At 72.1% G+C, this 3,969-nt stretch carries 4 protein-coding genes; all 4 read left to right on the plus strand.

The window, feature by feature from the left end:
• Positions 1–1,506, plus strand: a 1,506-nt coding sequence (locus GTW40_RS28440) for a serine/threonine-protein kinase (protein WP_161183007.1), incomplete at its 5' end; no start/stop codon positions are given.
• Positions 1,503–2,222, plus strand: coding sequence for an A24 family peptidase (locus GTW40_RS28445; RefSeq protein WP_161183008.1), 720 nt, complete (start codon positions 1,503–1,505; stop codon positions 2,220–2,222). The genes GTW40_RS28440 and GTW40_RS28445, both read left to right, overlap by 4 nt.
• Positions 2,223–2,293: 71 nt before the next feature.
• Positions 2,294–3,508, plus strand: coding sequence for a cyclic dehypoxanthinyl futalosine synthase (mqnC, locus tag GTW40_RS28450; RefSeq protein WP_161183009.1), 1,215 nt, complete (start codon positions 2,294–2,296; stop codon positions 3,506–3,508).
• 7 nt (positions 3,509–3,515) lie between these two features.
• On the plus strand, positions 3,516–3,969 hold a 454-nt coding region (locus GTW40_RS28455), incomplete at its 3' end, for a hypothetical protein (protein ID WP_161183010.1).

The following is a 3,969-nucleotide window of genomic DNA, read 5'->3' on the forward strand; positions in this document are numbered from 1 at the left end:
GCGGCGGGCCCGTCGCTGGCCGCCGCCGTCACCGAGCGGGGCCCGCTGCCGGAGCCGACGGTACGGGCGCTGGGCGCGGGCCTCGCGGAGGCGCTGGCCGCCGTCCACGCCCTTGACCTGGTCCACCGTGACGTCAAGCCGTCCAATATCCTCCTGACCCTCGACGGCCCCCTCCTCATCGACTTCGGCATCGCCCGCGCCACCGACGGCACCGCCTCCCTCACCTCGACCGGCGTCTCCATCGGCTCGCCCGGCTACATGGCCCCCGAACAGATCCTCGGCACCCCGGTCACCGGCGCGGCCGACGTCTTCTCCCTCGGCGCGGTCCTCGCGTACGCGGCGACCGGCAGGCCCCCCTTCGCCAGTGACTCCGCGGCGGCGCTGCTCTACAAGGTCGTCCACGAGGAGCCCCAACTGGACGGCCTCACCGGCGACTTGAGCGACCTGGCGGCCGCCTGCCTGGCCAAGGACCCGGCGTCCCGTCCCGCCCCCGCCGAACTGTCCCGCCGCCTGGCCCCCGAGGGCGCGGCGACCCTGATGACCCCGGGCTGGCTGCCGACCCCCCTGCTGGAGCAGGTGAGCCGGAGCGCGGTGAGCCTGCTGAACCTGGAGGGAACCCCCCAACCGCCGTCGGGCCCGGTCCCGTTCGCGAGCCCGGCCCTGCTGCCAGCGGAACAGGGCCCCAGGGCGGGGGAGTTCGGCCCGGCACCGCTGATGTCCGCACCCGGCGCGGAGAAGGAACCGGCCGACCACGACCGGACCCGGTCCTCGGAAGCCGCTCCACCCCCGGTCCCGAACGCACCACCCCGCCCCATAACCGACCCCGACAGCACCGCACCCACCACAGGTCCCACACCCCCCGGCAAGGTCACCCTCAGCGTCTCGGCGGCCTCCGCGCCCGGCGAGTCGGGCCGGGGCCGCCGGGTGAGCTGCACGGTCGCGGTGGCCGTGGCGGCGGCGCTGGTCGGCGTCTCCGTGGGCCTGGGGGCCTTGCTGCACCCCTGGAGCGGGGGCGGGGGTCACGACGCGGCGGGCGGCAAACCGGACCCCACCCACCCCGCCTCCCCGCTCCCCACCCGTGCCTCCACCTCACCTCCCCCCAACGCGACGGAGCCCTCGACCTCCCCGACACTTGGCGAGACCGGAAGCGGTGCCGTACCGGCCCGCTATCTGGGCACCTGGGAGGGCAAGGCCACCGCACTCGGCGGCACCCTCCCCGCAGGCACCTTCAACCTGACGATCCATCAGGCTGCTGTCGGCAAAGAGCTGGGCCGTATGCGCCAAACAGACCAACTGGGCGCGGTCTGCACGGACATACTCACCCTGAAGCAGGTCACGAAGAGCGGGATCGTCGCCACCTCCACCGGCGCCGCCTACAACCACGCGGGCTGCAACCCCACCCCGCACCCCGTGGAGTTGACCCCGGAGGGCGACAAACTGACGTACACGTCGGACAGTTCGGCCGAGGGCAACCCGGTGGCCCATCTGACGAGGACGGACCGATGACGGACGACCTGGCCCCCGTGGCGGTGGCCGCCCTCTGGGGCGCGGGAACGGGCGCGCTCCTGCCCCGGGCCGCCTACCGCTTCACCGTCCCCGAGGGCGAACCCTGGCGCTCCCGCTGCCCGAACGGCCACCCGCTCAAGGGCTGGCTGGGCCCCCGCCCCTGCGCGCACTGCACACCGGCCACACCCACGAGACTCTCCCTGCTCACGGCGGCGATCTGCGCGCTGCTCGCCCTGGCCACCGGCGCCCGCCCCGAGGTGGCCGTATGGCTCCTGCTGGCCCCCGCGGCCGTACTCCTGGCGGCGGTGGACCTCCGTGTACGCCGCCTCCCCGACCCGCTGACCCTCCCCTTGGCGGCGACCACCCTCACCCTCCTGGCTCTGGCAGCGCTGGTCCCGGAACACGCGGGCCACTGGCTCACCGCCCTCTACGGCATGCTGGCGCTGGGCACCGGCTACCTGGCCCTGCACCTCCTCAACCCCTCCGGCATGGGCTTCGGCGACGTGAAACTGGCCCCGGCCCTGGGCGCCGCCCTCGGCTGGTACGGCTGGCCGACCCTGATGCTCGGCACCCTTGCCGCCTTCGCCTCCGGCGCCCTCTACGGCCTCACCCTGGTCGCCCTCCGCAGGGCCGACCGCAAGTCCACGATCCCCTTCGGCCCCTTCCTCCTGACCGGCACGTTCCTGGGCCTGCTGGCGGGGGCGTACAGCGCTTGAAGTCGGGCAAGACCCATAGCTGGCGTAGGGTGAACAGGTCCGTCCACAACCCTTGACGAAAGGGACGCCCGGTGACCGAGAAGGCCGAACTCGCTTCTTTGGATGTCGCAGCCGTGCTGGACCGAGCGGCAGCGGGCGGACGCATCACGCCCGAAGAAGCGCTCGTCCTGTACCGCGACGCCCCCCTGCACGCGCTGGGCGCCGCCGCCGACGCCGTACGCCGCCGCAAGTACGCGGGTACCGAGCACATCGCGACGTACATCATCGAGCGGAACATCAACTACACGAACGTGTGCGTCACGGCGTGCAAGTTCTGCGCGTTCTACGCGGCCCCGAAGGACACCAAGAAGGGCTGGACGCGCGACCTCGACGACATCCTGCGCCGCTGCGCGGAGACGGTCGAGCTGGGCGGCACCCAGATCATGTTCCAGGGCGGCCACCACCCGGACTACGGCGTCGAGTACTACGAGCAGCACTTCAGCGCCATCAAGAAGGCGTTCCCCCAGCTGGTCATCCACTCCCTCGGCGCGTCCGAGGTCGAGCACATGGCCCGTATCTCCAAGGTGTCGGTCGAGGAGGCCATCACCCGTATCCACGAGGCGGGCCTGGACTCCTTCGCGGGCGCGGGCGCGGAGCTCCTTCCGGAGCGCCCCCGCAAGGCCATTGCCCCGCTCAAGGAGAGCGGCGAGCGCTGGCTGGAGATCATGGAGACGGCCCACAAGCTGGGCGTGGAATCCACGTCCACCATGCTGATGGGCACCGGCGAGACCAACGCCGAGCGCATCGAGCACCTGCGCATGATCCGTGACGTGCAGGACCGTACGGGCGGCTTCCGCGCCTTCATCCCGTACACCTACCAGCCGGAGAACAACCACCTGAAGGGCCGCACCCAGGCGACGCTCTTCGAGTACCTCCGCATGATCGCCATCGCCCGCCTGTTCCTGGACAACGTCCAGCACATCCAGGGCTCCTGGCTCACCACCGGCAAGGAGGTCGGCCAGCTCTCGCTGCACTACGGCGCGGACGACCTCGGCTCGATCATGCTGGAGGAGAACGTGGTCTCCTCGGCGGGCGCCAAGCACCGCTCCAACCGCCTGGAGATCATCGACCTGATCCGCAAGGCAGGCCGCACCCCCGCGCAGCGCGCGACCACCTACGAACACCTGGTGGTCCACGACGACCCGGCGAACGACCCGGTCGACGACCGCGTGGCTTCCCACATCTCCTCGACGGCGATCGAGGGCGGCACGGCCCACCCCGAGCTGAAGCTGATCGCCACCAACTAGGCGCCCGATGCTGACACTTCACACCGCCGACCACTCCCCGGAGACGGCGGTCCTGATCGACGGCGCGACCATCGTGGCCGTAGCCCCGTACGAAGAGCTGACCACCGCCGCACCCGAAGCCAGGCTGCGGCGCTGGCCCGGCATCCTCACCCCCGGCCTCCTGAACCCGTACGCCCCGGAACTCCTGGAGTCCACGTACCACCCGGACCCCAGAGAGGCGGCCGAACTCGGCACCGCCCCCATCACCGGGGAACGCGCCCGCGACCTCTTCCGCACCGACCCCACCCGCCTGGGCGCCAGCGCCCGCCGAGGCGTCCAACGCATGCTGGCCCACGGCACGGTGGCGGTAGCAGGCCAACTGAACTCCAGAGCCGCAGCAGACGCCGTACGCAGAGCGGGTCTGGCCGTGGGCCAACGCCCACCCCGCCTCCCAGGCCCCCCATCCCTCTCCCCCCGCCCCC

Origin of the sequence: Streptomyces sp. SID4985, from assembly GCF_009863025.1 — a bacterium.
GTDB lineage: Bacteria > Actinomycetota > Actinomycetes > Streptomycetales > Streptomycetaceae > Streptomyces.

What these genes read in the sequence shown, in the direction of transcription:
- GTW40_RS28445 (WP_161183008.1), top strand. Translation starts at nt 1,503, where the DNA reads ATGACGGACGACCTGGCCCCCGTGGCGGTGGCCGCCCTCTGGGGCGCG.